Source organism: Ideonella sp. P3_A4, from assembly GCF_056403075.1.
Genome location: NZ_JBFUGE010000403.1, coordinates 1 through 5473 on the forward strand (window position 1 = coordinate 1; position 5473 = coordinate 5473).

Genomic DNA, 5473 nt, shown 5'->3' on the forward strand with positions numbered 1-5473 from the left:
GGATTGGACAGCACTTTGCGGGTTAGAGCCAGCGTCACGCACACGGCGCAGTGCTTCGTCCGCTGGCAGGCCCAGACGTTTCAGCACGCAAGCCGCCGCGGTGCCAGTGCGGCCCAAGCCGGCCGCGCAGTGCAGCAACACCGCCTGACCCTGCTGCAGCTTCTGCGCCACCGCCTCGACCGCCTGGCGCAGGTCCTCGGCATCGTCGGGCACCTCGTAGTTGCGCACCGGCACGTTCAACCACGCCCCCGGCAAGCTGCCATTGTCGATCGCACGGCGATAGTCCGGCGACAGCTCGGCAATCTCGTCGCGCTCGGTCAGGCACAGCGTCAACGCCAGGCCGACACGCCGCGCTTCGTCGACAAAGGCAGGCCAAGGCTCCCAGCGGCCCGGCATGCCGCTGAGCCACAGCGTGCCGGGCAGCCCGGCGGGTAAATCAACACGGCGAAAGCCCATGGCAGGCTCCTTCAATCGAAGCTGAAGCGGTCGAGCCAGAACTGCGCCAGCCGCGGGTCGTCGTCCACCCGCTGGACGAGTGGCGCCATCGTCGGCGCGGCCTCGACGAAGCGTTCGCGCCAAGGCCCGAAGCGCGACACCACGTTCACATACAGGTCCAGCACCGTCAACCGCTCGCCCAGCAGATAAGGCCCGGCCGGTGCCAGCCGTTGGTCCATCGTCGACCAGCAAAAGGCGATGCGGTCGTGCACCGCGTCGACGACCGTGTCGCGCAGGGCCAGCGGCACACCTATGCGCCGCACGTCCGGCTTGATCCAGTGCAGCGCGTAGATGGCAGAAGAGACGTAGAGCATCCAGCGCAGGAAACGCCCGCGCAGCGGGTCGTCCACCGCCGGCGACAGGCCGGACGCCCGGTGCAGATCAGCCAGGTAAATCAGGATCGCGGCGCTCTCGGTCAACACCTCGCCGTCGGCAAGCACCAATGTCGGGATCTGCCGCATGGGGTTCGCCGGTGCCACGCGGTTGCGCGCCGCCGGCTCAGCCCACGTCGCCCCTTCGATCAAGGTGTAGTCGATGCCGAGCAGATGCAGCGTGGCTTCGACGGCCACCGAGCCAGAGCCGGCGGCGCCGTACAGGGTCAAGGGTTCAATCGCCATGGTTCAGCCTGGTTGGGTCTGATCTGCTTGCAAAGCATGCCTGCAGGCTACAGCGCTTTGCGCACGATCACCCCGTCGTTCACGTTCTCTTTCACTACAACGAAGCCCGCACGCTGGTACAGCGTGAACGAACCGGTGTGGTTGGCGGCCGGCGAGGTTTCGCCCGGTTTGGTCCACGCGTCGATCGCGGCCAGGCCATCGGCCTTCAGCATCTCGCACGCGGCTCGCAGCAAGGCTTGCGACACCCCACGGCCACGCCAGGCCGGGGCGACAACGAAGCAAGTGATGGCGCCCAACTGGTCGGCCAGTGGCTCGGGTGTTTCGTCGTCCATGACGCTGAAGCTGCGCCAAGGGCCGGCATTGCACCAACCGACCACGGCGCCCGCGCTGTCCAGCGCCACGACGCCGCGCTGCTGGCCGGCGGCGATGCGCTGGCAGGCGCTCGCGCGATTCTCGGCCGCGTCACGCTCCTTCCACGGCTTGGCCGGGTGATCAGCCGTTGGAAACTGGCAATAGCAGCTGGCCCAACGCGGGTTGTCCGCGAAGGCTACCCGGTCGAAGAACTGCAGCCAGGCGGTCTGGTGCCGCGGGGCCATGGGTTCGACCGTGTAGGCGGCCGCTGCGGTGTCGGGCGTCATGACCGCGACGATGCCGCGGCCGGCCGGGCTTGGCAAGCCGCCCAGCCGACAGCTGTGTGTGCGGACGTAGATGCTGGGCCGGCGGGCTACGACCTCCACGAAGTCCGGCCACCGTGGCATGCTGAGCACCCAGCAACGCTGCCCATCGCTCGCACCACCTTTGCCGACACCCATGGCCGACACCCCCTCGCCTGCACCGCTTGGATTGACGAAGATCAACCGCCAGGCGAGGGGCCACCGTCGGCGTTGGCCCTGGGTTGTTGGCGCGCTGCTGGTGGTGGCTATCGCTGTGCCGCAGCTGGCGTCTCGCAAGACCGAGGTGCAGGCGGCGACCGTACAGACCGCCTATCCGTCGCAGCAGTACAACCAGTTGGCAGCGTCGGGTTATGTAGTGGCGCAGCGCCGGGCCGCCGTGTCGTCCAAGGGGACCGGGCGACTGGTGGAGCTGAATGTGCGCGAGGGCAGTCTGGTGAAAAAGGGCGACTTGCTGGCCCGGCTGGACGCTGCCGATGTGGATGCCAACCTCGGTGTCAGTGAAGCCGGCGTGCGGCAAACCGAGGCAGCGGTCAAACAGGCCGAGGCGAACGTCAAACTCGCGCAGGCGCAGCAGGCGAATGCCGACGACGAGCTGAAGCGCACGCTGGGCTTGGCGGCGCAATCCTTCGTCTCGCCGCAAGCGGTGGACGCGGCGCAGACGCGCGCCCGCACTGCAGCTGCCAGCACCGCAGCTGCGCAGGCCGCATTGGCCACCGCGCGCGCCACCATCGGCCAGGCGAAAGCCCAGGTCAAGGTGCAGCAGGTGAACCGCGATTCGACCGAGATCCGCGCCCCCTTCGATGGCGTGGTGCTGGTCAAGAACGCCAACGTCGGCGACCTGATCACACCGTTCTCGAACGCGGTGGGCACCTCGGGCGCGGTGGTGACGATGGCCGATCTGTCGACACTGGAGGTCGAGGCCGATGTGTCCGAGTCCAGCGTCGGCAAGGTCAAGCCCGACCAGCCGGTGGAGATCACGCTGGACGCACTGCCCGACACCCGCTTTCGCGGCAGCGTCGCGCGCATCGTGCCCACGGTCGACCGCGCCAAGGCCACGGTGATGACCAAGATCCGTTTCGAGAAACTCGACCCGCGCGTGCTGCCCGAGATGAGCGCTAAGGTCAACTTCCTGTCGCAGGCGCCGAGCGATGCCGATCAGAAGCCGGTGATGGCGGTGAACCCGAAGGCCATCGTCGAACGCGACGGCAAGAAGCTGGTGTTTCGCATCGGCAAGGACGACAAGCTCGAAGCCGTGCCGGTCACGCCCGGCCGCACGCTGGGCGACGTGGTCGAGGTGGCGGCCGGCGCGCTGCAGCGCGGGGACCGCATCGTGCTGAGCCCAGGCGACAAGCTGGCCACCGGCGCCGCCGTCACCGTGGCGTCGAAGTGAGGCCCGGGCAATGAGCGTCACTGCGCAGGCCAGCCCGCCCCTCGGCGCATCGGGCAACGCGCCGCCGCTGATCCGCATCCGCTCGCTCAGCAAAGGCTACCGCCGCGGCGGGCTGGACATCCCGGTGCTGGAAGACATCGACCTCGATGTGCAGGCCGGCGAGTTCATCGCCTTGATGGGCCCGTCTGGTTCGGGCAAGACCACGCTGCTGAACCTGATCGCCGGCATCGACCAGGCCAGCAGCGGCACGATCGAGATCGACGGGGTCGACATCGCCACGCTGAGCGAGAGCCAACTGGCCGACTGGCGCGCGGCCAACGTCGGCTTCATCTTCCAGTTCTATAACCTGCTGCCGGTGCTGACCGCGTTCGAGAACGTCGAGCTACCGCTGTTGCTGACGCGCCTGTCGCCGCGTGAACGTGCGCAGCGCGTGGATGCCCTGCTGGCGCTGGTCGGCCTGACCGACCGCGCCGACCACCGGCCCAACGAGCTGTCCGGCGGCCAGCAGCAGCGCGTGGCGATTGCGCGCGCGCTGGTCACCGACCCGCAACTCATCGTCGCCGACGAGCCCACCGGTGACCTCGATCGCACCACCGGCGAAGAGGTGCTGAACCTGATGGACCGGCTGGTGCGCGAGCTGGGGAAGACCATCGTCATGGTCACGCACGACCCCAAGGCCGCGGCCAAGGCGCAGCGCCTGGTGCACCTGGAAAAAGGTGTGCTGGTGGACGAAGCGCCCACTTGAATCAACACCGGGGCGCCCACTGCGGCCTCCCCCTCTCTGCCACTCCTACCTCTGCAAAAAGACACGATGCCGAACCAACCCCCATCTAACGCTTCGGCCGACCAGGCCTTGCGCAACAACTGCACCGCCTGGCTGAGCGGCCATCGGCCACGGCGGTCGATGAAGGAAGTGCTACTGAACCTGGCCGATGCGGCCGAAGCCAACGGTCCATTGGACCTGTACGGCGAGGGTGAACTGATCCAAGAGCTGGAGCAGGACATTGCCCAGCGCCTGGGCAAGGAGGCTGCGCTGTTCCTGCACAAGGGTGTCGCGGCCCAACTGGCAGCAATGCGGGTGTGGACCGCCGGGCGCACCGGTGCACAGGTCGTGATGCACCGCAAGTCGCACATCGAACTGGACGAGGCCCAGGCCTACGAACACGTGCTGGGTCTGCGCGGCATTCGGCTGGGCCAAGGCGATCAGCCGTTCAAGGTCGACGATCTGGAAGCGCTGGTCGAAAAGCCTGCGCTGGTCGTYGTCGAGCTGCCGCTGCGGCGCGCCGGCTTTCGCCTGCCGGCCTGGTCGGAACTGGAAGCCATCAGCGCCTGGTGCCGCCAGCAGCAGGTGCCGCTGCACTTCGACGGAGCGCGGCTGTGGGAAGCGTCCGCAGGCTACGGCCACGATCTGCCGACCATCGCGGCGCTGGCTGATTCGGTCTACGTCTCGTTCTACAAAGGCCTCGGTGGCCTCGCGGGCTGCGCGTTGGCCGGCCCCGCTGATTTCATCAAGCAGGTGCGTCTGTGGCAGACGCGGCTGGCGGGCAACCTCTACACCGTCTTCCCCTACGTGCTGTCGGCCACGATCGGCCTGCGAACCCAGTGGCCCCGCATGGCCGAGTACCACCAACGCGCGCTGCAGCTCGCCAAAGCGTTGACTGAGATCGAAGGCCTGCGCGTCGCACCGGAACCGCCGCACACGAACTCGTTCCATGTCCACCTGCCGGGTGCTCCGGCGCAGGTCAAGCAAGCCATGCTGTCGATCGCCCAGGAGCATAGGTTCTGGCTGTCAGCCGCCTGCGTCGACTCCGTCTGGCCCGGCCATTCGATGATCGAGGTCGCGATCGGTGATGCGTCGGAGGGCTGGACCGACGCGCAGGTGGTCTCGCACTTCCGGCAGGTGTTGGCTTCGGTGCGAAGTTAACGCTCAGCATGTTCCTGCTCAAGCTGCTGCTGCGTAACGCCTTTCGCCACCGGTTGCGCACCGGGTTGACGATCGTCGGGCTGGTGGTGGCGGTGTGCGCATTCGGCTTGCTGCGCACGCTGATCGACGCCTGGTATGCGGGCGTCGTGGCCAGTTCGAGCACGCGGCTGATCACGCGCAGTTCGGTGTCGTTGACGTTTCCGCTGCCGTTGAGCTATGCGCAGCGGTTGAAGGCGGTTGACGGTGTCACGACGATCTCGTGGGCCAACTGGTTCGGTGGCATCTACCAGACCGAGCGCAACTTCTTTCCGCAGTTCGCGGTCGAGCCGGCAAGCTACCTGAAGCTGTACCCCGAGTACCGGCTGAGCGAGGA

At 67.5% G+C, this 5473-nt stretch carries 6 protein-coding genes and 1 pseudogene; 4 read left to right on the top strand and 3 right to left on the bottom strand.

The features are described from left to right. The 3 genes from AC1DYI_RS25200 to AC1DYI_RS25210 all read right to left on the bottom strand — a co-directional run. A partial coding sequence (locus tag AC1DYI_RS25200) for a protein-tyrosine phosphatase family protein (RefSeq protein WP_477206877.1) occupies positions 1–456 on the bottom strand: 456 nt, incomplete at its 3' end. Positions 457–467: 11 nt separating this feature from the next. Then, entirely contained in the window at positions 468–1112 is a 645-nt protein-coding gene (locus AC1DYI_RS25205; protein WP_477206878.1) for a glutathione S-transferase family protein, read from the bottom strand. Between the two features lie 47 nt (positions 1113–1159). Further along, complete coding sequence (locus tag AC1DYI_RS25210) at positions 1160–1924, bottom strand: N-acetyltransferase family protein (protein WP_477206879.1); 765 nt, start codon at positions 1922–1924, stop codon at positions 1160–1162. Here AC1DYI_RS25210 and AC1DYI_RS25215 point away from each other — a divergent pair. From AC1DYI_RS25215 to AC1DYI_RS25230, 4 genes and pseudogenes are all read left to right on the top strand, one after another. Continuing rightward, positions 1923–3176 carry an efflux RND transporter periplasmic adaptor subunit gene (locus AC1DYI_RS25215; protein WP_477206880.1) on the top strand — a complete coding sequence of 418 codons (1254 nt, stop codon included), beginning with the start codon at positions 1923–1925 and terminating at the stop codon, positions 3174–3176. The genes AC1DYI_RS25210 and AC1DYI_RS25215 overlap by 2 nt on opposite strands. A gap of 10 nt (positions 3177–3186) precedes the next feature. Beyond that, complete coding sequence (locus tag AC1DYI_RS25220; RefSeq protein ID WP_477206881.1) at positions 3187–3921, top strand: ABC transporter ATP-binding protein; 735 nt, start codon at positions 3187–3189, stop codon at positions 3919–3921. A 66-nt stretch (positions 3922–3987) separates the two neighbouring features. Next, positions 3988–5100: a threonine aldolase family protein gene (locus AC1DYI_RS25225; RefSeq protein ID WP_477206882.1), complete on the top strand. Its 1113-nt coding sequence runs from the start codon at positions 3988–3990 to the stop codon at positions 5098–5100. 8 nt (positions 5101–5108) lie between these two features. After that, positions 5109–5473, top strand: a pseudogene (locus AC1DYI_RS25230) (ABC transporter permease); the annotation flags it as partial.

Coding starts and splice junctions, on each gene's coding strand:
- AC1DYI_RS25205 (WP_477206878.1), bottom strand. CDS start 1,112: ATGGCGATTGAACCCTTGACCCTGTACGGCGCCGCCGGCTCTGGCTCG.
- AC1DYI_RS25215 (WP_477206880.1), top strand. CDS start 1,923: ATGGCCGACACCCCCTCGCCTGCACCGCTTGGATTGACGAAGATCAAC.
- AC1DYI_RS25210 (WP_477206879.1), bottom strand. CDS start 1,924: ATGGGTGTCGGCAAAGGTGGTGCGAGCGATGGGCAGCGTTGCTGGGTG.
- AC1DYI_RS25220 (WP_477206881.1), top strand. CDS start 3,187: ATGAGCGTCACTGCGCAGGCCAGCCCGCCCCTCGGCGCATCGGGCAAC.